A 23,987-nucleotide genomic window follows, 5' to 3' on the forward strand; every position below is an offset into this window, starting at 1 on the left:
CCGGCTAAATTAGTCCATTTATATAATCTAATACATATATTAGTGACTTCATCTGATTCGCACCTCAACCGCTACGGTACTTTAGAATATCCCCGCACATGAAAACAGCCAGCATTGCCGCCTACAACGGCTCATCGAATGAAAACCTTTTCGGCGTATCGGCACAGGTTACCGCCGCGCTCCAGGAAGCCCTGCCGCAAATCTACGCTTACCCTATGCCGGATGCCGCTCCCCTGCGAGCCGCAGTGGCCGACCATGTTGGTGTTAATCCGGAGCAGCTTGTAGTGGGCAGCGGATCAGCTGAGCTTATCTCGCTGCTGGTGCGCAGCTATTGCCAGCCTTTTAGCCAGTGCAACGTGGTGTCGGTGGCGCCAACGTACCCGCTGTACCAGATGGAGGCTGAGGCGCTTGGCGTACAGTTTAAGCAGGCCCCGCTCAACAGCAGGTATGCCTACGATTTACCTGGCATGCTGCGGCAGATTGACGCTGAAACGCGTATTCTCTTTTTATCAAACCCGAACAACCCAACAGGCGGCTACCTGACTAAAACGGAGCTGGAGTGGCTGCTAAGGGAGGTGCCACCACACGTGCTGCTGGTGATGGATGAGGCCTACCTGGAGTACGTGTCTGCCCCCGATTATGCCAATGCCCTGCCCTACCTGCCGCAACACGAAAACCTGGTGGTGCTCCGAACTTTCTCCAAAGCCTACGGATTAGCCTCGCTGCGTGTAGGCTACCTGATTGCTCAGCAGCAGGTGGTGTGCAGGATTATGGCCGTGAAGCAGCCGTTTAACGTGAACCAGTTGGCGCAGATCGCTGCCCACGCCGCCCTTTACGACCAGAAGCACCTGCACCACACGCTCGAGCAAACGCACATAGGCAAAGGTCATTTACAGCATTTGATGCAATTGGAGGGCGTGCAGTGGTGGCCATCGGAAGGCAACTTTCTGTTTGTGGATGCCGGACTGCCTGCCCGGCAACTGGCTGAGCCACTCCTGGAAAACGGCATCCAGGTGCGCTACACCGACAGCAACTATAATTTCCGGATCACGGTTGGCACACCGGCGCACCAGCAGCACCTGCGCGAGCAGCTCCATGCCATCCTCTCCCCTGAGAGCATATGGCCCAATAAAGTGCTCGCCCAGATTCTTAAAACAGGCTATACGCTTTCGAAAACAGACGATGTGTTTCAGGCCCTGGCTACTGTGTCTGAACTAGCTGAAACGGCCAATAACATTGGCACGGCTGCCGAACGCATTGCCCTGGCCTTTGCGCGCGCCTTCAGCAGTTGCCTCGGCCCGGAGGGGAACCAACATACCGGCAACCTGTACAGCAGCACTTTTGGCGAAACGGATATGATCTCGGCTTTTAACGTGCTGGTAAAATCAACGCCACTCGTTACGTTCGGCCACCACTTTGGCAACCTGGCCATTGCCGAGACCACTGCTGGAGCTTCCGAAATCCATATCCTGGACCTGGGCATTGGCGGTGGGTTGCAGTGGCTGCACCTACTGGAGCTATTTGCCGCGCGTGGAGAAAGCGCCCCGAAGATTCGCATTACGGGGGTAGATATTCCTTCTGCTGTTGGCGCACCAGATAAAAAACTGCAGCAAACAGGCAAAATGCTAACACAGCATGCAGAAAAGCTTGGCCTTCGGTTTAGTTATACGGCCATTGCCCAGCGGCTGGAGGTAGTGAACCTGCGTAAGATTTATACCGCCGAAAACGAGGTGCTGGTGGTAAACTCTGCCTTCACGCTGCACCACCTGCCCGACCATCTGCTGGGGCCTGTGGACTACCGCGACAGAATACTGCAACAGATTAAAGCGTTACAGCCCGCCATACTTACGCTCACCGAGCCAGACTCTGAGCACAACAAGCTGCGCTTCCTGCCACGCCTGCGGGAGTCGCTGCGCCATTACTACACCGTTTTTGATGCCCTGGACACACTGCTCCCCCGACTAATGCCTGAGCGCCAGATCATTGAGCAGGAGTTTTTCGGGCGCGAGATCATCAACGTTATTTCCTGTGAGAAACTGCAGCGCGTGGAGCGCCACGAGCGCCACGAAGCCTGGATGCACCGCCTCATCCGAAACGGCTTCGCCCCGGCGCCCATCAAAGACTCTGCAATCCAGATAAAAGAGAATTTGAAGCTGCACGTAAACTTTTCAGTACAACCGAACGGCGCTGGTAATACCTTGCGCTGGAAAGAGACTCCGGTTGTCGCCGCTACGGCATGGGTATAGGGTTGGGCTTAATCTTTAAATAGTTGAAGGTGGTGGAAAAACCCACCCCTGCCCCTCAAAGGAGGGGCAGGGGTGGGTTGAGCGCAATCGCTTTATTTTCCTTGCTCGGCCTAAAACAGAAAGAGACGCTTATTAGCGTCTCTTTCTGTTTTAAACTATACCAGTTGAAAAACTATACAAGCAGCAAGTTTGTAACTTGTGGCTACATGCAGCAGGTTTGCAACCTGGGTAGACCAGGGTAATTTATACTTGCGCAAGTTGAAAGCCTTATCCTGTTTCATAACTTTTTCAGATTCGGCGCTTTTCGATGCACAGAACCGAAAGGGGGGCAGCAAATTATCCCCTTGAGGAGATTACAGGGGTGTAAAGCGTCTATTTAGTAGCCAAAGTAATATTCTGCAGGTTTAAACACCCCTGTGGTCCCCTCAAGGGGACAATCTCTTCACCACCTCAAGTGCCTCTCTAACAAAATATGCTTTTACAGAAAAGCTACAAAACAGGATAAGGTTGCAAGCTTGCGATAAACCTAAGCCAGCCATACTTTACTACAGCCCTAACTTCCTCAGCACGAGAAGGCACAAGGCTACAGATCCGGTTACGTGGATCTCGCCGTTCAGCAGCATCTCCTCCACTTTATGGATGGGAATCTTCAATACCTCAATATTCTCGGTCTCGTCCAGATCCTGGCTAGCTACCTGTTTCACGTTGCGGGCCAGGTAGTAGAAAATTTTGTTTGTGTCTTTGGTGGGGTTGTCAATCGCTTCCAGCATCAGCTCCATGTCATCGGAAGTGTAGCCGGTTTCCTCCAGCAGTTCACGCTTGGCGGCCTCCAGCGGATCATCCTCTTCCTCATCGACCACGCCACCGGGCAGCTCCAGAAAAATGCCCGCTGCCGCATGCTTGTACTGCCGCACAAAGATTACGTGGTTGTCTTCGGTAAGCGGAAAGGTTAAGGCTACGTTGGGGCGGACACTCACATAGTAGTCATCCAGTTTCAGGCCGTTCGGCAACTCAACTTCGTCGCGGCGCAGCTTGTACCACTTCTCATCAAACACCATCTCCGATTTGAGTATTTTCCAGGGCTGTGGCGAGTTCATCTCTTTTGTCATGATTGCAGTTTATACTTTGTCAGCGTAAAAAAAGCCATGCGTTCGCATAGCTTTTTTAGTGTATCGCCTATACTTCGGTTTTTGTATCAATTCTTCAGGCGCAGGGGCAGCACTACTTTTGCTTTCCGTTCTGGCCCACCATGTATTCGTTCTTCTCAGCTACTTTCTGCTGCACGGCCTCCTGCCAATCCTGGCCGGTGGCTGACAGGTATTCGGAGGCATTCCATTGCTGGTGCTGCTTCAGCTGCTCATCAACCTCCAGCAAGTATAGCTCGTGTCCTGGGCGTGCCTTTACACGGAAACCGCAGGAGCGCATCATGGCCTCGATAGCCGCATGGTTCGGAGCCCACCAGTTGGTAATGTCACCGGCCATGCGTTTTTCTATGAACGCCATTTTGGGCCATCCCTCTTCCAGCATGCGCTGGCGGTCGTTTATGCCGAAGTCGTCGGGGGTTTCCGTTACCTGATCGCCAGGCATGCTAAGCGTCTGGAATACCATCTGGCCGCGGCACTTCTGCGAAAGGATATCGAGGGAAAGCAGTGGGTAGCGCAGGTGGTAAAGCACACCCATGTACCAGATCAGGTCGAACTGACGGTCGAGGCGTGCCACATCATACACCTGGAGCTGCTGCAGCTCGATTTTATCTTCCAACCCAAATTGCCTGGCAGCCCATGCCGCTTGGCGCAGGTAGTGCGGGTCCACATCAATGCCTAACACGTTGGCACCGCGCTTGGCCAGTTCTATACTATAGAAGCCCGCGTTGCAACCAATATCCAGCACATTTTTCCCAGACAGGTCAGCGGGGATGTGGGGCTCTAATTCTTTCCATTTGAAATTCGGGAAATCACCCAGAAAATGGTTGGGTGCGGTTTGCTCCCCGCCCGGCAAATGTAAGTTGTGGAACCATGGTCCTAGCTGCTCTATCTCCTGCTGCATACTTAATTTTGGATGTATGATTGTGTGAATGTTGGGTTGATAGACGATAGACCCGCCAAAAAGGTTAGCAACTGCTACTCTGTATATTTGATCACGTTTGCCTTCACCACCAGGCTGCCTGAATTTACTTCCGTACGGTCTACGCCCAGATCGGTAAAGATAATGGCGTCACCGCCAGCCTGTTTGGCCCGTTCCACCATCTGTGCCCGTACCTGTTCCGGTATGTCGCTGGAGAGCTCGTCGTTCGTCATCTTGCCGATAACTTTGTAGTCGCGCTTCACATCCTTCACATCGTAAAACACCTCTATGTCGGTGCTGGGTGGGTAGCTTTCGCCTAGGTAATGGATGGTTGGCCCGCACGAAGTGAAGAGAAACATAAGCGACAGCATCAGGGACAGGTAAATTAATCTGGACTTTTTCATAGTGTAGTAGGTTTGGTTATACACCTAAATATACACTTTTCCCTATTCAGTAACAGCAACCGAAAAAAAATCCCTTTGCTCTTTCTGCACTGCGTTGCGGCGCTGAAAGAGCAAAGGGATTTCTGATCCCTTATGTAATAAGGCCGGTTGCTTTGCCTAAGCCACCGACATCAGCTCCTCGGCATAGCTTACCAGTTCCTGCGCACGGTGCGCGGCAGTGTGGTGGCTCAGCACCTTCCGGCGAGCCCGTTCGCCAATCAGTTTGCGCTCCGACCGGCATATCTCGCGCAGGTAGTGCAGGGTATCTTTGGCCGAGTAAGAAACAAGGATCTCCGTCTCAAAGTCAAAAAAGGTGTCTAGGCCGTCCCAGTAATCTGAGATAATCGGTGTGGCGCAGGCAGCCGCTTCGAACAAACGCACACTTGGCGCATAACCTGCCTTGATCATATCAGCACGCGTAATATTTTGGGTGAAGCGCTGGCTGTTGTAGAACTTTCGATGCTCGGCTGGCGGCAAATGGTGGATGTGCTGCACATTGGCAGGCCAATCTATACTTTCCGGGTACTGCGGCCCCGCCACCACAAAGCGGCCGGTTTTCCATTCGCGTGCGGCATCCAGCATCAGTTTCTCGAGCGGCGGCTGGCGGTCGTCGGAGTAGGTGCCGAGGTAGCCTAAGTCCCACTGGCACTCCACCAGTTCAGGGTAGTATAGCTCGGGGTCTACGGAGCAGTACAGGGGCCTTGCCTTTGGTGAGCCATACTTCTGCTCCAGCAAACCCAGCGTCGGGCCACCGGTAAACGACAAGTACAAATCATACTTCGGGATGAGGTCCGGGTGCAGGTACTCGTAATCTTTGCGCTCCAGTTTGGCAAGTGTTACCGGTGTGTCGATGTCGTAGAAGGCTTTGATGCCGCGGGCTGATTTGATTACCCACTTCCCTACCGGCACGCCCTCCGGCACATACGAGCCCACGATTACCATGTCCGCTTCGCGCACCTGCTCGGTGAAGCGCTGCTGCAGATCATCCAGGGAAGCATAAAGTTCGGTCTGGCAGTACTCAGGGTGCGGCAGGTCTCGCTGGTTGGCGTACCAGGGCACATCCCGCTCCAGGAAAAGCACCTCGTGGCCCTGATTGTTCAGTTCTCTGACTAAACCTCTGAAGGTGGTGGCGTGGCCATTGCCCCAGCTTGATGTGATGGATAATCCCAGAATTACGATGTTCATGCCAATGCTTCTTTTGTCTGTTTCACTTTTGTGTACAAAAGCGTTTCGAGTTGCTCCGCACGGTGGCTGTAGGTGTGTGCGGACAGTACTTTTTTGTAGGCGGCTTCGCCTATTGCTTTTGCACGTTCCTCCGTCAGATCAGCCATGATGGCGGCTACCTCGCCCCCGTCTTTTGCCACCAGGATTTCCTTGTCTGGCTCAAAGAAGAAGTCGATCCCTTCCCAGTAATCGGTGATGATGCAGGCACCGGCACCTGCCGCTTCAAATACACGCGTGGCAGGCGAGAAGCCATAGCGGGCCATACTTTCGCGGCTGATGTTGAGCACCGCTTTTGGCGTGCAGTTAAAGGCGTTGTGGTCTTTTGTATAAACGTGCCCGACATACTTCACGTTGTCGGTCATCTGCTTGTCGCCCCAGCCGCTGCCCCCGATCATAAAGGTCTTGTTCAGCTCCAGCGCAGCAGGCTTCAAAAAGAATTCATCCACACGCGCCTCACGGTCGGGCAATCGATTGCCCAGGAATGCCAGATCGCAAGCAAAACGAGCGTCTGGTTCTACCGGATAGTGTGTAGCCGTATCTAAAGCGTTATAAATCGGCACGCATTTTTTCGCACCCAGGGCTTGGTAGGCATTCACCACTGGGTCGCCACCGCCGTAGGTCAGCACCATGTCGTATTGTGGGATGAGTTGCAGAAACTGATCTTTCGGGTCGTTGTGCACACGGTCTAGTGTAGCGGGCGCATCCACATCCCAGAACACCACCAGGCGCTCGTCTGTCTGAAGCTGCAGCACCTCACGCTCCAGCAGTTCATCAAACACTCCTACACCGCTGGCTTTTACAACTATATCGGCTTCGGCAGCGGCTTCCAAACATTTGTGAGCGGCCTCTTCGGTAGCTTCGTATACCACCACTTTAGCCCAGTCCGGGTCGTCCATGTCGCGGTTTTCCTGGCGCTGGTAGGCGTCTGGCTCGTAGAAAGTCACCTGATGGCCGCGCTCACTCAAGGATCTGATAATGCCTCTATAGTAGGTAGCTGCACCGTTCCAATAAGCAGACACCAGGCTGGAGCCGAAAAAGGCGATGTTGAGTTTCTTATTTTTCATGCAGCACTTGTTCTTTTTGGGTGAGATAGATTTTTGAAGTATCAATGCCCAGTTCCTCACATACTTTCTCCAACTCATTTACACGGTGGGCACAGGTATGACGGCTCTTAATGGTAGCTAAACCATGCTCGGCCACCTCCTTTGCTTTGAATGGATTGTTCAGGATGCTTTTCAGCTGCTCTTTCATCTCCTCGCCGTTGCGGGCCACCAGAAAATCCTCTCCCGGTGTGAATAGGTTTTCGGCATCATCCCAAGGCGAGGAAATCAGTGGAATGCCGCAGGCCAAGGCTTCAAACGGACGGATAGTCGGGATACCCGGCAGCGCCTCCACGTAAGGTCGGCGGGGCACGTGCACGGTTACTTTATACTTGGCAAACTCTTCGGCTGCTTTGTAGTTCGGCAACCAGCCGCCATACTCTATTCCGGCCTCGGCCAGCGATTTGCGCGCATGGTCCGGGTAACGCACGCCGTATATTTTGGCTTTCAGGCCCAGCTCTTTCACCGGGTTAATCAGGAACTCGTGCAGCTCTGCCGTACGCTCTTCATCCCCCCAGTTTCCTATCCAGATGAGGTCACCCTCCAATTCTTTTCGCTCGTGCGGATAGAAAACAGAAGTATCGGCAGCCTCATGCCAGGTCCAGGCTTTCTGGGTCCAGCCTTCCTGCAAGTATAAATCGCGGATTACCTGCCCGAACGCCAGCACACCGTCGTAATGCGTCAGGTCGTACTTGGCCATGCTTTCGCGCTCTGTTACAGCGCGGTGGTGGGTATCGTGGAACAGCAGTTTATACTTGCCGCCGTTTGCCCGATGTTCCCCCACGCGCTTCACCAGCTCGTGCTCGCTCCACTCGTGCACCAGCACCAGGTCAGCATCTTCGAGTACAGCGTCGAGGTTTATACTTTCTAAAGTATAGAAATTGGTTTTGATGTTAGGATAATACTCCTGTAGCTCGTCCAGCTTCTCTCTTCCGTAGCCTTCCACCAGGTTTTGTAAGCTCCAGCCGTTTTCCGGCTCGTACACCTGCACCTGGTGCCCACGCTCCTCCAGTTCCCGCACCACGCCACGCAGAAAATGCGCATTGCCATGGTTCCAGTCAGAAAGTATGGAGTGGTAGAAAAGGGTGATGTTCATAGTTGAATTTTGAATGACTGAGTGATTGAATTTTAATTTTGAATGAGTGGATGAGTGATTGAGTGAATTTTATACTTGGTCCTTCTCCCTTTTGTCATCCTGGAAGGATCTTGTTAAAAGAGGGCCCCTACCCCCGCAAGTAGAAATTGCCTTTGCGCTTTGCACCCAAGACCTTTACAAGATGACAGGAAAGAGATTCAGTTATTCAAAAGTCAATTATTCAAAATTGATATTCACTCAATCGCTCATTCACCAATTACACCGTAACCGCCTGCTTCAGCAGCTGACGGTAGATGTGATCGTAGTCCTGGCCCATCGGGTCGGCGGTGTAGCCGTGTGAGCGTTTAATGGCGCGCATGGCCATGATGTTGCGGGCAAATTCGTCCTCAATCAGGTTGTTGATGGTGTCGCGTAGTTCATCGGCGTTGTTGGGATCGACATACTTGGCAGCATTGCCCCAAATCTCCGCCTGGCTATCTGTTTTACCCACTACCAACGCGCAACCCGACATAGCCGCTTCCAGGATCGTCAACCCGAATGGCTCATACTTGGCAGGCAGGGCATAGATAGATGCTCTTGATAGCAAGTCCGATACTTCCTTCTCCGAGAGTTGCCCCAGGAAGTGCACATTCTCCAGTTCTACTTCTTTGCCCGTGGCAGGATGCTTGGCATCGCCAGCGATGTACACCGGCCACTGCAGGTCAGAGGCAATGTGCGCGAGCATCGAGATGTTCTTTGCCTCATCCCAGACACGGCCCATGCTGAACACAAACGGCTCCTTCTTACCGAACTGGAAACCGTGCTGCCCGCGGCCGTTGTAAACGACGGAGCTGTGCTGGAAGGGTCCGTACAGCTGCTCTGCCTGGTGCAGCATCGCCTGTGTTGGCGCCACCACCATGTTAGCAGATTGCAAACCATTGGTCACCATCTCCTTATACTTATTCCACTCTTTCGGAGCTTCCTCATCCTTCACGGCTTTCCACCACGAGAGTACGCACGAGTGCACCACCACCAGCTTCGGCACCCCGAAATCCAGCGCGCCGTGCACCATGCCGTTTAAATGCACCAGGTCCGGCTGCACCTCATCCTTGAGTTTCAGCAGCCACTGGCCTGCCTCCTCTACGTCTTCCCAGGCATTCTCCATCCACTCCAGTTTATAAGTGCTTTCGTAAATGGTTAGGTTGTCGATGTCGTCAGCCTGCCTGCGCTGCTCCTCGCTTAGCGGCGCGCCCATGGTGGCCAGGGCTACTTCCGTTTTGAAAGGCGCCAGCGCTCTTACCAGCTCCAGTGTGTAATTCCAAACACCACCTACGGTGTCTGCTGTCATTAAAATCTTTGAAGGATGATGCGCTTCCATGTTTTTTATCTCCCGTATATCTTGTCTAAAACTTCTGCTACTTTCACAAATTCATCTGCCTCTTCACTGAAGCCCTCTCCCCTGGCTACCCGTTCTGCCCAAGCTACGCCAGCACGTCCCATCCAATCATCCGGTGGCGTACATAGCTGCTCAGTTTTGGTGCCGTAGTAGCGTTCTGCTACAAAGTCGTAGAAAGATCCGTTCACGTTTTTAAAGGCGACACCGCCGTTGGTGCCATAGAAGGTGGCGCTGATGATAGCTTCCTGGCCAGCCGGCAGGTTCCACGAGCAGCTTAGCTGCATATGCGTGTTGCCATCCAGTTCGATGTTAGCAGCGGCATAATCCTCTACTTTGCCATCTGCCATGTTAATCGGCTTTCCTTTGGAGAACAAGTGACTTTGCACGTGCTTCACCTTCGGGAAATTCATCGACCACATCGCCAGGTCTACCAGGTGCACACCAAGGTCGATCACACAGCCGCCTCCCGAAAGCTTAGGTTCGTAGAACCAGGCTTTATCCGGTCCATAGGCATTGTGGAACACCAGCTCAATAGCATAGATTTGCCCCAGCTCGCCGCTCTGCACTACTTTGTGTACTTGCTGCATCGCTTCTGTGAAGCGGTATGACAGGTCTACCCCCAGGAGCTTATTCTGGCTGCGGGCGGCCTCTACCACACGTTTTGTCTCTTCTTTGTTGCGGCCCAGTGGCTTTTGGCAGAAGACAGCCTTTCCGGCTCTTAGCGCCAGCTCACTCTGCTCGGCATGGAAGGCGCTTGGCGTGGCAATCACGATTCCGTCTACCTCCGGCTTGCGCAGCATACTTTCCAGCGAGCCTACTTGCTTTGCTTCCGGCGCACTTTTCAGCGCCTCTTCAGCATTCTGTTCGGTGGTATCGGCAATGTACAACACCTCCCCGGCCTCGTGCCTGGCAATTACCTCCATACGGTTGCGGCCTATCCAGCCAACCCCCAGGAAACCAAGTTTTGGCTTAGATCCGGAAGAAGAAGAAGCTGCTTTTGTTTGCTCTTTATCGAGTAAGGTTTCCTGCATAGCTAATAGGTTATAAGGGCTTTCACAAAACCGTCGGGGCGGTTTGTCAGGTTATCGAATGCGTTATCTATGTTATCTAAAGTGTAGGTGTGCGTGTAGAGTTTATCCGGGTTGATTACGCCCTCTTCTACGGCCGAAACAGCTGCTTTTATACCTTCTATGTACATTTGAGGGTCGCGCTCATGGGCGTTGATCACATCCAGCCCGCGCCAGTTCCAGAGTTGTACGTTTACCTGCCGCATGCCATCCTGATGGAAGCCAGCGATGATCAGCCTGCCGCGCTCTGCCGACAGCTCCCCTGCCAGGTTCAGCGGCCATTCTTTACCGGTGCACTCTATTACGCGCTCGCAAAAGTTTCCGTTGGTCAGTTCCTTAACTTTTTCGATGATTTTGTAGTGGTCATCCATGGCGATGATTTCATCAGCCCCACACTCCTTCGCTACCTCCAAAGAGAACTCCCGTTGCGATATGGCTATCACCCTTGCGCCTGCATTTTTAGCAAGTTGCACCAGCAATGCCCCCAGAAACCCGATACCAAGTATGGCTACGGTTTGTCCGGCTTTTATCTCACTGCGCTTGAAGATGTTCATGGCGCAGCCAAGCGGCTCACCCGGAAATGGCTTGTCGGCCAAAGCCTCCGGCAGTTTCACCACCTTGTCGGCATCCGCCAAATCATACTGGGCATAGGCGTTGTAAGAGAGCGCTGCCACACGGTCACCAACCGCTACGTTGGCCACGCCTTCTCCTATAGCATCCACTACACCCCAGCCCTCGTGGCCCGGGTTTCCAGCAGTTACCGGATAGTTGAACCACTCGCGCCCCTCCCATACAGGAATGTTAGAGGCGCACAGGCCACAGCCCTGCAGTTGAAGGCGCACCTGCCCGGCTTGTGGCTCGGGCAAAGCAGCTTCCTGTACTTCTACTTTCTTTGGAGCCGTGATCACAGCGGCTTTCATGGTGGTAGTCAGGGTGTCAGCTACCACATTGTTGTCTTTTGTTAGCGTGTCTTGCATGGATTAAGCTACAGCTACTTTTTTAACAGGTTCTTCTTCTGGTTCCAGTACGGTCTGAAGTATGGCAGGCACTTCGTAGCCGCGGTTTTCGCACAGCCACTGATAGAGTTTGGCCACACCCTCCTGCACGTTGTGCTTCGGATACCAGCCTGTTGCCTTCTGAAACTTGCGTGTATCAGACACATAATAATGCTGATCGCCCGGGCGCCATGGGCCAAACTTGAGCGGAATTTCTTCGCCACGGTAATGGCCGATGGTCTTGAGCAGTTCCAGCAGGCTGACCGTGTTTTCCGGTCCGCCGCCAATGTTGAAGGCTTGCCCGGTAATGGTATCCATGTGCTCCTGTGCAAGTATAAAGGCATCCACCAGATCCTCCACAAAGAGGATGTCGCGCACCTGCTTGCCGTCGCCATAGATGTTTATGTTCTCGTCCTGAATGGCTTTGATAGCGAAGTGTGCCACCCAGCCTTGGTCTTCGTTTCCGTACTGATGCGGACCGTAGATACAGCTCATGCGGAACACCGTCATCGGCAGGTTATACGTGCGGGCATAGTCGATCACGTACTGATCGGCGGCGCCTTTCGAGCAACCGTAAGGGCTGTGAAAATCAAGGTGGCGCTTTTCTGAGATGCCGTTTTTCTTGATCACCTCGTTTTCCGGATAGTAGCGTGAGCCGTTAGAGATAAACTTCAGGTCCTCCAGCCCACCGTATACTTTGTTGGTAGAAGTGAACACCATCGGCGGTGGATTGTCCTGCTCCCGTATCGCCTCCAGCACGTTGATGATACCGCGGGCGTTTATCTCGAAATCGTTGATCGGCAGGTCAAGCGAAGTGGTCACGGCTACCTGTGCAGCAAAGTGAAATACCTGTTCAGCCCGCTTCATCACTTTGCGCACCGACTGCAGGTCACGAATATCGCCCACGTACACCTCCAACTTATCGCCGTAGGTCTCGTGCAGCCAGTGCAGGTTCTGCTCCACACCGTCGCGGCCGAGGCTATCGAATACCATCACCCGCTTGCCCTGCTCCAGCAGGCGCTTGGCCAGATTGGTACCCACAAAACCAGCTCCACCGGTTATCAGGGCGTAAGGCTCGCTGCTGTCCTCCACGGTACGTTTGATGTAGCTTAGCTCACTTAGCTTTTTAAGGCCGTGCTTTGCCCAAAGCCTGTACAGCAGCTTGGTAGTACCGTCAGATCTTCTTAACCCAAAATGGTACTCGCGGTCGTCCAGGTGAAAGCCCGCCACAGTCGGCAAACTTGCATCCAGGTCCTTTACTGCGTACCAGTAAACCCGCGTGGCATCCGCCTGCAAGGCTAGCTTAAACTCCTGCAACTGCTTGTACTCGTCGTGCTGCCAGGTAGAAAAACCTGCTTCGGTAATCCAAAGTTCTGCCGTGCAGTTGTTGCGCTCCATCACCTCGCGCACCGATCGGATCGTGTCGTCCCATCCGTCCCACATCTGGTCGAACACGTGCGGAAATCCGTGGATGCCCACAGCATCGATATACTGCATCACGCCCCGGTCGTACATGGTTTGCAGCCAATTTGGGTCTACCGGGCTCATGCCGCCCAGCAGGGTTTTCTTACCCAACTTTTTGCACCAGTACGCAGCACCGCCAATCATTTCGGCAAACTTAAACCAGCCGTAGTCGTGCGTAAAATCATACTCTACGGTGTTGTTCGGCTCGTTCCACAGCTCCACCCATTCAAAGTGCTGCCCGTGGGCGGCAATGAATATATCCAGGAAATCGGCGTAGGCCTTTTTGTCTTTCGGTGGGGAGGAGGTGCGCGGCCTTTCCGCTATACTGGGTGGCGTGTACAGGAAGCAGGGAAGTATGTTTACCTCCTTGGCCAGCGTGGGAATCAGCCAATCGTACCAGCCCTTGCCCTCCGGCGTGTAGTAGTCGGCCCAGGACACACCGGTGCGCAGCTCTGTCACGCCCAGTTCCTTCAGGTCGGCAAGTGTTTCCTGCACATGCGTATACTCACCCGGCCGAAACCACTCTACCATGCCCACCACAGGAAGCGAGACGCTGTTAGTTGTATCTTTGTCTTCAATATTCATGTCTTTCAAATCCATTTGGTTGATGTAAACGAACGGGTGCTTATACCGTTAATCCACGGGCGGCCAGTTCGGCACTGGCTTCGTTTACGCGGTCGTACGCGATCTGGCCTTCCAGCCAGTTTGCCAGCTCTTCCAACCCGGCGTTGAACTCTACCTGAGGATAGAAACCCAGTACTTCTTTAGCCAGCGAAATATCGGCATAGCAATGGCGGATATCACCCACTCTGTACTTGCCTGTAATTTCGGGCGTCAGATCTGTTTTGCCCATCACGGCGGCCAGCCGTTCGCCAATCTCCCGGATGGTGTAGTTGTTGCCGCTGCCCACGTTAAACACTTTGCCCGTGGCCTCGTCTTTCTCCATGGCCAGTCGGCAAGCCAACGCTACATCGCGTACGTGCACAAAGTCGCGCTGTTGGTAACCGTCTTCGAAAATCATGGGAGAATTGTTATTTAAAAGACGCGAAGCAAAGATGGCCAGCACCCCGGTGTACGGGTTAGAAAGTGACTGACGGGTGCCATACACGTTAAAGAAGCGCATCGCCACAGTTGGGATGTTGTAGGCACGGCCCACCATCAGGCAAAGGCGCTCCTGGTCATACTTAGAAAGTGCGTAAACCGAGGACAAAGACGGCATTTTGGATTCAGAGGTGGGAACAGGCTCCAGTTTCTCGCCCTTTTCATTATACAGTTCCCAATCAGCGGCCTTAAGTTGCTCCAGCGGGCGCTCCTGCGCAATGGATAGTTCGCCGTTCGGTGCTTTGTACAGGCCTTCGCCGTAAATGCTCATGCTGCTGGCTACCACCAGCTTTTTCACAGGGTTCTTGATCAGCGCCTCCAGCAGTACCGTGGTGCCGATGTTATTCACATCCGTGTACTCCCGCAGCTCATACATGCTTTGGCCTACGCCCACCATGGCTGCAAAGTGGAACACATAATTAACGCCTTCCAGCGCACGCGCCACATCCTCCGGGTTGCGCACATCCCCTATCATCAACTCCACATCCTCGTGCAGGTATTCCGGGCGTGTGCAGTCTTTGCCGTGCACCTGCTCGCTTAGGTTGTCCAGCGCTCTCACGGCATAGCCCTGCTGCAGCAGTTCATCGGCCAGGTGCGAACCGATAAAACCAGCACCTCCGGTTATTAATACTCTGTTCTTCATAGTTGTCTGTTTAATGTAATGATGTTTGGTTTGATGAATAAAAAAACGCTTCCGGGTGCTGAAGCTAGAACCCTTGGGCCGTTGGCCGAAGGGTGATGTGGTTAATGGATACTCCGGGTGGCTGCATCAGCGCAAAAAGCACGGCATCTGCCACCTGGCCGGCTGTTAAGGCGCCGTAGCCTATGCTCTCGGCTGTCTGGGAACCGGAGAGGGTATTCTTAAAAAAGGCAGTATCGGTAACACCAGGGGCAACTACCGTTACCCGGATGGTGGGCAGCACTTCGTGCCGCAGCGTCTCTGCCACAATCTCAAGCGCCGTTTTGGTTGCCGCGTACACGCCGCCGTAGGGGTAGGCCTGCCCTGCCGAAACAGACGACACGATGACCACATCCCCATACCCTGCCTCCAGCATGGCCGGGACAAAGGCACGTATCAGGCGCAGCGTGCCCATCAGGTTGGTGTTGATCACGTGCTGCCACTTATCGGGGTCGCCCTCCGTCAATTTTTCGTGTACGCCCAGGCCGGCGCTGCAAACCAGGATGTCGGGTGACCCTACCTGTTGCTGTACGTCCGTAAAGAGACCGTCAATGGCTGAGGCATCCGTCACATCGCAGGTAAAGAAGTGGGTGCTCTTTCGCGATTGTTCCGGTGCGTGCAGGTCGGCAATGGCGGTAATCACCTGGGCAGCAGCGAGCTTCTCCGCAACAGCACTGCCGATGCCAGAGCCTCCTCCACTGATCAAAGCTTTTCTACCTACCAACTCTTGCACGCCTTCGACTATAATCTTATCCTTTTATAGAAATTTGCCTATAAATAAATTGTTAGATAGAACGTAGGACAGGCTGTTAGGGTTGTAGATGCTGCTGGATTGCTATATAAAACTCATCTAATCTATGTTTTACCACTCAATTTAATTTTATACTTGCACCAACCATTGCCATTCTGTTAAGTGCGGTCTCAAGTATAGAACGAGCTTCGCCGGTTCTCGCCAACACCCGAACAGTAGCATAGCTGTGGGTAGAGCAGGATCCTTAAAAAGGTGATATGGATGTATTAAATAAAAAATTACTTCACACGTAAGCGCTTAGGATGAAATCAAGTATAAACCAGCAGCTTGAGAACGAGCGGGTCCTGCTCCGGCGCTATCAGCCCTCTGACCTGGAACAGCTACGTACTATTGTGTTTGAGGAGGAGATTTGGCGCTTTATGCCCACCCGCATCAGTAATGTGCAGGAACTGCAGGCCTGGGCGCAAATTGTGGAGCAGGGCCATGCCGCCGGCACCCGTTATACGTTCATGATCATCGACAAGGCAAGCGGCAAACTTGCTGGCAGCACCAGCTATGGTAACATCTCTGCAGTCGATAAGCGCCTGGAAATTGGCTGGACATGGCTTAGCCGCGAACACCGTAGCACCGGGCTGAACCGCCATTGCAAATTCCTGCTGCTGCGCCACGCCTTTGAAGAACTGGGGATGGAGCGGGTAGAGCTGAAGACCGACGTCCTGAACAAGCGTTCCCGCAGCGCCATGCTTAAGATCGGCGCAACCGAGGAAGGCGTGCTGCGCAGCCATACCCAGATGCACGACGGCCGCCGCCGCGACACGATCTATTATAGTATCCTGCTGCCGGAGTGGCCAAGTATAAAGGCGCGCGTGTTCGGTGACCTCTACGCTGCCCAGGCGCCAGACTAGGAGAAACCCAGGCGGCCACTTGCGTATACTGGAGGAAAATCAAATAAGCTATCTCCAACTTTGGCTACAGACACCGCTAAGCTTCAGCAGATTTTCCTTATCCGGCACGCACGGCCCACTGTTTCGCGCAAAGGGCTTTTTAGCGCCTCCGACGCCAGTACCTATATCTCGGACTACGACACGGCTCAGGTGGAGGAATTCGTGCTGCAGCACGAGGCCATCCCCTACCGGCAAATAAAGAAAGTGTACTGCAGCACCCTCGTCCGTTCCCAACTCACAGCCCGTGCTATTTTCGGGGAGGAGGTAGCGCTGGTGCAGGAACCTGTTTTCCGGGAGTTCGAGCGCCGCATCTTCTCCCTGCCGCTGGTGCGCCTCCCTATAAAGGTGTGGTTGCTAAGCGCTCGCCTGCTTTGGTTTATGGGCCTGAACAGCCAGGGCATCGAAACGTTCAGGGAAGCCCGCGCCCGCGCCCGCCAGGCTGCGGACATACTAGCCCAGGATGCCGCAGCGCACCAGACAACTGTATTGGTGGCACATGGCCTGCTCAACGGGTTCATACGCCGCGAGCTGCGCCGGATGGGTTGGCAGACAGGTATAAAGGGGGGAAATGATTTTCTGGCAGTTCACGTACTCCACAGGAAAGGTTAAAAGGTGCAACATCAACCCTGAAACTGCTGTATAAGTATCAACGCAAAATGTAACCGTACAACTCTATGTACTTAATAATGTCTGCTGCCTGAGCAGCACACTAAAAAATCTTGCTAACAAAAAATTATACTTTTTGTTATGTAATTATTTAAGACCCTACGACAGTGCATGTTAGCACTTCTAAAGAAAGGTAGCCATGCATACAACTTTGCATTTAGTGCCAATCCTACATAAATTGCATTTCGGCGTCCTATGAGAATTACCGAACGCTGCTATTAAAACAGCCTGTTAAGCAGGTTACCGACTTCTATTTTTTACCGATCTATTATTTAACAAAACTCATTATGAAGAAAAATGTACTACTGAGTTTTCTGATGATCTTCGCGGTGCTTTCCAGCGCGTGGGCTCAGACTCAAGCCGTTTCGGGTAGGGTTACCTCTGCCGCGGACGGATCAGCACTGCCAGGAGTAACGGTGCTGGAGCAAGGCACTACCAACGGCGTCACTACGGGCGCTAACGGCGAATACCAACTGAGCGTGCGCCCTAACGCCACGCTGGTGTTCCGCTTTATAGGCATGACCACCCAGCAGGTTCCGGTAGACGGCCGTTCAACTGTAAACGTGCAACTGGCAACCGACCAGAAACTATTGGAAGAAGTAGTGGTGGTAGGTTACGGTACCCAGGAGCGCCGCGAGTTAACGGGTGCCACCGCCCAGGTTACCTCTGAAGACGTAGCCAACCTACCGATCGTAGGTGTGGACCAGGCGATACAGGGCCGTGCTGCCGGTGTGCAGATATCGCAGAACTCTGGTACGCCAGGCGGCGGTATCACAGTGCGTGTGCGTGGCGCTACATCCATCTCTGCCAGCAACCAGCCGCTTTACGTGGTAGACGGCGTTCCGCTTACTACCGGCGACTTTTCCCAGCTTGGCTACGGTGGCCAGTCTGTGAATGCGGTCTCTGACATCAACCCGAACGACATTGCCTCTATTGACATTCTAAAGGACGCTTCCGCCGCGGCTATCTATGGTTCTCGTGCAGCAAACGGTGTGGTGATCATCACGACAAAGCGTGGCTCTGCCAACAAGACACAGGTAAACCTGAACGCTTATGCCGGTACTCAGAGCTTCTGGAAGGAGCCTGATCTGCTGAATGCACAGGAGTATACCAACATCATGATGGAAGCGTTTGTGAACGACGGCTTTTTGTCGCCGTTGCCTGAGGGCGAGCAGTACACCCCAGCAGATTTCCTGGACTTTTACTACGGAGAGGACTTTGAACCGGCCGACACAGATTGGATGGACCGGATTACGCGCGATGCTTCTATCAAGAACTACGAGCTTTCTGTGAGCGGCGGCGATGAGAAGACCCGCTACTACGTATCCGGTAACTACTTTGATCAGGAGGGTGTGGTAATCGGCAGCCGCTACCAGCGCTATTCTACACGCCTTAACCTGGACCACCAGGCAAACGATAAGTTCTCTTTCGGTGCAAGTGTACAGCTAAGCCGCTCAGACAACAACCGTATCATAAGCGACAACACCATCACTGGTCCGTTTGCGAACGCCCTGGCAGCATCGCCTCTTTTCCCTGTTTTCACAAACGCGGAAGGCACTGAGTACTCCTACCCTAACTTCTACTACACCAACCCGGTGGCAGAAGGAACAGAGAACGACGATGAGACGGTGAACCTGCGTGCCTTGGGTAACATCACGGCTAAGTATATGATTACGCCAGGTCTTGACTTCCAGGTGCGCGGCGGTTATGACGCCCTGAACGTGGAGGAGAGACGCTACAGCCCGGCCAGCTTCCCGGGTTCTTTCTATGAGCCGCAGGGCGGACAGGCCGTAAATGCCACCACCACCGTGACAAAGCGCTTGCTGGAGGCAACTTTGTCCTACAACAAGCTTTACAACGATGCGCACAACGTATCATCGGTGATAGGAGCCAGCAACGAGAACAACCTAATCAAGTCAGCCAGTGTAACGGGCGAGGGCTTTGCCGGTGAGCAGTTCCGCTACGTATCCAGCGCCGCCATTGTGAATGCCGGCAGCAACTCTGAAGTGGAGTCTTCCCTGGTTTCCTTCTTCGGACGTGTGAACTACTCCTACATGGATAAATACCTGTTGGGCGTTAACTTCCGTGCCGATGGTTCCAGCCGTTTCGGGGAGAACAACCGCTTCGGTTACTTCCCTTCTGTTTCTGCAGGATGGAGAGTGCTGGAGGAAAGCTTTATGTCAGACATTAACCTGCTAAGCGAACTGAAGCTGCGCGCCTCTTACGGCGTAACGGGTAACCAGGCGTTTGGAGATTTCAGGTTCCTGGGGCTGTACTCCGGCGGAAGCAACTACTTGGACAGACCGGGCCTTGCCCAGACACAGCTGGCTAACCCTGACCTGAAGTGGGAAGAGACAAAGCAGTTTAACGTGGGTACCGATATTGGCTTCCTGAACGGCCGTATCAACCTTGCCTTCGATTATTATATCAAAAACACTGACGACCTGCTGTTCGCCCGCCCGCTTCCTTCGCAGAGTGGTTTCAGCTCTGTGCAGTTTAACGTGGGTGGCACCAAAAACACTGGTGTTGAGTTTGCCCTGAACACGGTGAACATCACAAATCCAGGCAATGGCTTTAACTGGACAACAGACTTCAACATCTCGCACAACAAAAACGAGGTGACTGAGCTGTATGAAGGCCAGGATATTTTCTACGGCTTTGGAGGCAACTCTCTCCTGCTGCGCGAAGGCGAGCCTATCGGAACATTCTACGGCTTTATTTCAGACGGTATCTTCAGCACACAGGATGAAGTGCCAGCCGAAAGAGCTGTGGACAGAGACGGAGACGGCAACCTGGACACACAGGCCGGTGACGTGAATTTCCGTGACCTGAACGGTGACAACATTATCACAGACGAAGACCTGACTATTATAGGAAATGCCCAGCCAGATGTAGTGGGTGGTTTCACCAACACCTTCCGTTATGGCGGTTTCGACCTTAGCGTGTTTATGCAGTTCTCTTACGGCAACGAGATTGCCAACCCTGCCCGTGAGTACCAGATGCACCTGGGCGCTTACGATGACAACATGGTAGCCGACGTGCTGGACAGATGGAGACAGCCGGGTGACGTGACCGATGTGCCACGCGCTACTTACCTGGATGAGAACCAGAACAACCGTGGCAACCAGTCGCGCTTTGTGTACGATGGCTCTTACATGCGTGTGAAGAACGTGGTATTGGGTTACAGCCTTCCTAAAACTTTCGTTGAGCGTTACAGCCTGCGCAATGTGCGCCTGTATGCACAGGCCCAGAACCTGTTCACTTTCACCGACTACCCTGGATTTGACCCGGAAGTAAACTACGCCGGTACTTCAAACACTACCCTGGGTGTTGATTTTTACACGATACCGCAGTCAAGAACCTTCACTGTTGGCATTAACTTAGGACTATAATTGCTTAGAGAATCATGAGAAAGTATAAATATATAATAGCAGCGGTGGCCCTGGGTATGTTTACCCTCAGCAGTTGCGAAGATGCATTGGACGTAGACCCAACCACCGAGATTCCGGGTGAGACGGCCGTTAATGACCTGACTTCCCTGGAGAGGGCCGCCTACGGCGCCTACAGTGCCCTACAGCCTACAGATTACTACGGATTGCGTTACCTGGTTTACCAGGATGTGTATGCTGACAACCTGGCCCATGCTGGTACTTTCAGTACCGATAGGGAAGTATCAAACCGTAACATCAACCAGTCTAACCTGCAGATCGCGGAGACGTGGGCGAGCATTTACCTGGTGATTAACAGAGCCAACACGGTAATAGAGCAAGCCAACGAATTGGTGGCCAACGATGTGGTTGCACAGGAAGACGCAGACCTTATTCTGGGTCAGATGTATTTCCTGCGAGGTTTGGCATACTTTGATTTGGTGAAGGTGTTTGGCGGGGTTCCGCTGGAGCTTACAGCTGTACGGGACCTGACTGACATTGACTTTAAGGCCCGCTCCAGCCAGGAGGAGGTATACCAGTCTATCATCAGCGACCTGCAGCAGGCAGAAGCATTGCTTCCACCTGAAACAGGCACACCGACCACAGCCTCTGGCCTGGCTGCATCTGCCCTGTTGGCACGCGTATACCTGCAGCAGGGCAACAACGCCCAAGCTGCCGCCAAAGCGACCGAAGTGATAGAAAGCGGCCAGTACAACCTGGTAAGCGACTTTGAGGACGTTTTCCTGCTGGAAAGCAACAACGAGATTATCTTCAGCATTGAGTACACCACCAACGATCAGAACGGCCTGGGCAGCGCTACAAACCTGAGCACCCCTGGACAGAAGTTCGTGGTGCGCCAGGACCTGTTTGACGCGCTGCAGGAATCTGGAGCAAGAGGTGACGAGCGCTTTGCAGCCACAGCGCAAGCCGTAGGCCAGGGCAACCTGAAGTTGCTCAAGTATGAGGACGACGTGAACAACTCTGACGACGTGATCGTGCTGCGCCTGGCTGAGATGTACCTCATCCGTGCAGAGGCACTAGCCCGCCAAGGCACACTGACCGGACTGGCCGCACCTCAGGTACTTTCCGACATCAACCAAATCAGGACAAGAGCCGGGTTGAGCCGCCTGCTAACGTTAACGAATTCGGCAGCCCTGAACGAGATTCTGGAGCAACGCCGCCTGGAGTTTGTTGGCGAAGGCCTGCGTTTTATGGACCTGAAGCGCTACAACAGAACGTGTGAGGAAATTGGCTTCTGCGAGGCAACCGGGGCAGCTTACCGAAACCTGTGGCCTATTCCGCTGCAGGAACTGGAGCTAAACCCTAGCCTGGTGAAGAACCCTGGGTACTAACCTCTATTTTCACAGCATAAAAAACGGCTTCTGCAGATGCGGGAGCCGTTTTTTTATATCCTTTTCAAAATAAACTAAACAATTAGTTGTAAAACTAAGTAAATAGTTATACATTTAGATACTGAACTACAGCCGCTTATACTTATGATGAAGGAACTGACGAAAGCCGAAGAGGAAATCATGCAGGTGCTCTGGAAGCTGGAACAGGCTTTTGTGAAGGACATTCTGGAAGAACTGCCTGAACCGAAGCCCGCCTACAATACTGTCTCCACGATAGTGCGCATTCTGGAAACCAAAGGGTTTGTAGGGCACGAGGCCTTCGGAAAATCACACAAGTACCACCCGCTGGTGGCGCAGGACAAGTATAAAAGCTTTTTCCTGAAGAACTTTATGAGCGGCTACTTCGGCGGCTCTTTTGAGCGGCTGGTCTCTTTCTTTGCCAAAGATAACAACCTGGATGTGAAGGAGCTGGACGAGCTGATGCGCCATGTAAAACAAGACCTGGACCAAAACGAGGAAACCGATGGAAGCAATTCTTAACTACGCACTCAAAGCCGGTATCGGGATACTGGTGCTGTACCTCTTCTACTTCGCCCTGCTGCGGGGCCAGAACAACTTCAGGTTTAACCGCCTGTACCTGCTGCTCGCTCCTCCCCTCGCCCTGCTGCTGCCTTTGTTAAGCTGGCCCGCTTTTATGGCTCCCGAGGCAGCCGTAACTCAGGCGCTGCAAGCCATTCAGCTGCAGGAGGTAACGGTAACGGCCTTTCGCCCTAAGGCAACAGAAGCAGCCTTAGTTTCACTCTCATGGCCTGCTATACTTACTTGTATCTATAGTATAGGTATTCTGCTGGTGCTCGGCAACCTGGTGCGGCAGCTGTGGCAATTAAGGCAGGTAAAGAAAATGGCTGCACCTGCCATGGCTGCCGGCGAGGCGCAGGTATATCAACTATCGGGCTCCTACCCCAGCTTTGCCTTTGGCAGGAGCGTCTTCATCAGTCAGCGGGATAACCTGAATGCGGCAGAGCAAGAGCAGGTGCTGGCGCACGAACTGGCGCATGTGCGCTTCGGCCATACCTGGGATGTGCTGTTTTACGAGGTGCTGACGGCGCTGCTGTGGTTTCACCCGGCCGTTTGGCTGATGAAGCAGGAACTGCGTGATGTGCACGAGTACCAGGCCGATGCCACCGTGGTGGCGTGTTTTCAGGCGCAGAAGTATACTTCGCTGCTCTCGCGGGAGGCGCTGCTGAGTATGGGACTGCCGGTGGGCAGCCATTTCACCAAGCCGCAGGTACTGAAGCGTTTGCACATGCTACAGCAGTTTGGCCGTAAACCGGGCTGGGGCAAGCCGCTGCTCACGCTGCCGCTTCTTGTTGTGCTGCTGTTCTCGCTTACCGGGCAGCAGGTGGTTACCGGCGTTGCAAACCCTTTTACCCCACCGGTTCAGGCAGCACTGCCAGTAAGCAACTTGCCTGATAAGGGGCAGCCGAAGGAGCAGGTTGCCATGCTGGCCCCTGCAGCGGAAACGCCTCCATCAAAAGCTGAGGCTAAACCGGCTGCGCCAGCACCGGACAAAACGGTGGAGGAGCCAGTGCTGGAGGAGGAAAAGACAGCGGAGGTGCCGGTTCAGGAAAATAAGCCCGAAGACGACAACATACATAACCTGCTGGAGGTGAAACCTTACACGTACGTGGAGCAGATGCCCACCTTCAATGGGGGCGAAGGCGAGATGCTGCGCTTCCTGGCGAAGAATATCCGTTATCCGCTAGGGGCACAGCAAGCCGGGGTGGAAGGCCTGGTGGTGCTGAGCTTCGTGGTGGGCCAGAACGGCCGCCTGAGTGATTTCCAAATTGTAAAGAAGCTTAGCGCGGACACTGATGAAGAGGCACTCCGCGTGGTGAAACTCATGGACGGCAAATGGCAGGCGGGCAGGCAAAACGGGAAGGTGGTTCCGGTTCGCTATACTTTGCCAGTCCGGTTCGCCATCAAATAAAT

The 23,987-nt window shown here is 53.4% G+C and carries 19 protein-coding genes; 7 read left to right on the forward strand and 12 right to left on the reverse strand.

Annotation, left to right across the window (positions count from 1 at the left end):
* The first annotated feature begins 98 nt into the window (after window positions 1-98).
* A complete protein-coding gene (gene hisC, locus A0W33_RS02810) occupies window positions 99-2,246 on the forward strand; it encodes a histidinol-phosphate transaminase (RefSeq protein ID WP_068836761.1) in 2,148 nt (715 codons plus the stop codon).
* 545 nt (window positions 2,247-2,791) lie between these two features.
* Here the strand turns inward: hisC and A0W33_RS02815 are convergent.
* The 12 genes from A0W33_RS02815 to A0W33_RS02870 form a co-directional block, all read right to left on the reverse strand.
* Complete coding sequence (locus tag A0W33_RS02815; protein ID WP_082815109.1) at window positions 2,792-3,355, reverse strand: NUDIX hydrolase; 564 nt, start codon at window positions 3,353-3,355, stop codon at window positions 2,792-2,794.
* Window positions 3,356-3,467: 112 nt separating this feature from the next.
* On the reverse strand, window positions 3,468-4,292 hold the full coding sequence (locus A0W33_RS02820) for a TIGR04290 family methyltransferase (RefSeq protein ID WP_068836762.1): 825 nt from the start codon (window positions 4,290-4,292) through the stop codon (window positions 3,468-3,470).
* 74 nt (window positions 4,293-4,366) lie between these two features.
* Window positions 4,367-4,714 (reverse strand): hypothetical protein, encoded by a 348-nt coding sequence (locus A0W33_RS02825; protein WP_068836763.1) that lies wholly within the window; start codon window positions 4,712-4,714, stop codon window positions 4,367-4,369.
* Window positions 4,715-4,870: 156 nt separating this feature from the next.
* Window positions 4,871-5,938, reverse strand: a complete 1,068-nt coding sequence (locus A0W33_RS02830; protein ID WP_068836764.1) for a CgeB family protein — start codon at window positions 5,936-5,938, stop codon at window positions 4,871-4,873.
* Complete coding sequence (locus A0W33_RS02835) at window positions 5,935-7,041, reverse strand: CgeB family protein (protein WP_068836765.1); 1,107 nt, start codon at window positions 7,039-7,041, stop codon at window positions 5,935-5,937. Before A0W33_RS02835 ends, A0W33_RS02830 begins: the two co-directional genes overlap by 4 nt.
* The gene (locus A0W33_RS02840; RefSeq protein ID WP_068836766.1) at window positions 7,031-8,173 is read right to left on the reverse strand and encodes a CgeB family protein; all 1,143 of its coding nucleotides are present in this window, start codon (window positions 8,171-8,173) and stop codon (window positions 7,031-7,033) included. Before A0W33_RS02840 ends, A0W33_RS02835 begins: the two co-directional genes overlap by 11 nt.
* A 256-nt stretch (window positions 8,174-8,429) precedes the next feature.
* Window positions 8,430-9,500, reverse strand: a complete 1,071-nt coding sequence (locus A0W33_RS02845) for a glycosyltransferase (protein ID WP_068836767.1) — start codon at window positions 9,498-9,500, stop codon at window positions 8,430-8,432.
* A 35-nt stretch (window positions 9,501-9,535) separates the two neighbouring features.
* Complete coding sequence (locus A0W33_RS02850) at window positions 9,536-10,579, reverse strand: Gfo/Idh/MocA family protein (protein WP_068836768.1); 1,044 nt, start codon at window positions 10,577-10,579, stop codon at window positions 9,536-9,538.
* A gap of 2 nt (window positions 10,580-10,581) precedes the next feature.
* The gene (locus tag A0W33_RS02855) at window positions 10,582-11,592 is read right to left on the reverse strand and encodes an MDR/zinc-dependent alcohol dehydrogenase-like family protein (RefSeq protein ID WP_068836769.1); all 1,011 of its coding nucleotides are present in this window, start codon (window positions 11,590-11,592) and stop codon (window positions 10,582-10,584) included.
* A 3-nt stretch (window positions 11,593-11,595) separates the two neighbouring features.
* A complete protein-coding gene (locus A0W33_RS02860) occupies window positions 11,596-13,674 on the reverse strand; it encodes an SDR family NAD(P)-dependent oxidoreductase (RefSeq protein ID WP_244888613.1) in 2,079 nt (692 codons plus the stop codon).
* A 25-nt stretch (window positions 13,675-13,699) separates the two neighbouring features.
* Complete coding sequence (locus A0W33_RS02865) at window positions 13,700-14,818, reverse strand: NAD-dependent epimerase/dehydratase family protein (protein WP_068836770.1); 1,119 nt, start codon at window positions 14,816-14,818, stop codon at window positions 13,700-13,702.
* 64 nt (window positions 14,819-14,882) lie between these two features.
* Window positions 14,883-15,560 carry an SDR family oxidoreductase gene (locus tag A0W33_RS02870; RefSeq protein ID WP_172798079.1) on the reverse strand — a complete coding sequence of 226 codons (678 nt, stop codon included), beginning with the start codon at window positions 15,558-15,560 and terminating at the stop codon, window positions 14,883-14,885.
* 347 nt (window positions 15,561-15,907) lie between these two features.
* On the opposite strand from A0W33_RS02870, the gene A0W33_RS02875 reads away from it, so the two are divergent.
* The 6 genes from A0W33_RS02875 (at window position 15,908) to A0W33_RS02900 (ending at window position 23,985) form a co-directional block, all read left to right on the forward strand.
* Complete coding sequence (locus tag A0W33_RS02875) at window positions 15,908-16,510, forward strand: GNAT family N-acetyltransferase (RefSeq protein ID WP_068836772.1); 603 nt, start codon at window positions 15,908-15,910, stop codon at window positions 16,508-16,510.
* Between the two features lie 60 nt (window positions 16,511-16,570).
* Window positions 16,571-17,158, forward strand: a complete 588-nt coding sequence (locus A0W33_RS02880) for a phosphoglycerate mutase family protein (RefSeq protein ID WP_068836773.1) — start codon at window positions 16,571-16,573, stop codon at window positions 17,156-17,158.
* Window positions 17,159-17,502: 344 nt separating this feature from the next.
* Window positions 17,503-20,607 carry a SusC/RagA family TonB-linked outer membrane protein gene (locus tag A0W33_RS02885; protein ID WP_068836774.1) on the forward strand — a complete coding sequence of 1,035 codons (3,105 nt, stop codon included), beginning with the start codon at window positions 17,503-17,505 and terminating at the stop codon, window positions 20,605-20,607.
* Between the two features lie 14 nt (window positions 20,608-20,621).
* On the forward strand, window positions 20,622-21,995 hold the full coding sequence (locus tag A0W33_RS02890; RefSeq protein WP_068836775.1) for a RagB/SusD family nutrient uptake outer membrane protein: 1,374 nt from the start codon (window positions 20,622-20,624) through the stop codon (window positions 21,993-21,995).
* A gap of 147 nt (window positions 21,996-22,142) precedes the next feature.
* Entirely contained in the window at window positions 22,143-22,535 is a 393-nt protein-coding gene (locus tag A0W33_RS02895; RefSeq protein WP_068839893.1) for a BlaI/MecI/CopY family transcriptional regulator, read from the forward strand.
* Entirely contained in the window at window positions 22,519-23,985 is a 1,467-nt protein-coding gene (locus tag A0W33_RS02900; protein WP_068836776.1) for a M56 family metallopeptidase, read from the forward strand. Before A0W33_RS02895 ends, A0W33_RS02900 begins: the two co-directional genes overlap by 17 nt.
* The last annotated feature ends 2 nt before the right edge of the window (window positions 23,986-23,987 follow it).

This window comes from Pontibacter akesuensis (genome assembly GCF_001611675.1).
Classification (GTDB): domain Bacteria; phylum Bacteroidota; class Bacteroidia; order Cytophagales; family Hymenobacteraceae; genus Pontibacter; species Pontibacter akesuensis.